1 protein-coding gene is annotated in these 256 nt (G+C 73.0%); it reads left to right on the top strand.

The annotated features are described in order from the left end of the window. Window positions 1–256 (top strand): hypothetical protein (locus KZZ04_RS19900; protein ID WP_219423987.1); only part of this gene is annotated, 256 nt, incomplete at both ends.

Raw genomic sequence — 256 nt, 5'->3', positions numbered from 1 at the left:
GCGGGGGGCACGACGAGCGTCGCGGCCGACTCGCTGAAGCTCGAGACGCGCTGGCTGCCGCCGGATGTGCTGGGCATCCTCTTCATGGGCGGCGGCACGAACTGGCTGCCCTTCGGCGACGGGCGCCTGGTGGTCGGCTCGGGCGGGCTGGGCGTCTTCCGCTTCCTTCCGCCCCAGAACAGCGGCGCGCAGGGCGCCATGCTGTGGGACGGCGGCCTGGTCCAACAGAGCCAGGGCTTCCCACCCCAGGCCAACA

It is taken from the genome of Pseudoalteromonas sp. CR1 (assembly GCF_019392235.1).
Classification (GTDB): Bacteria; Pseudomonadota; Gammaproteobacteria; order Enterobacterales; family Alteromonadaceae; genus Pseudoalteromonas.
Note: the sequence above shows the minus strand (reverse complement) of the source record. Positions and strands in the feature narration are given on the sequence as shown.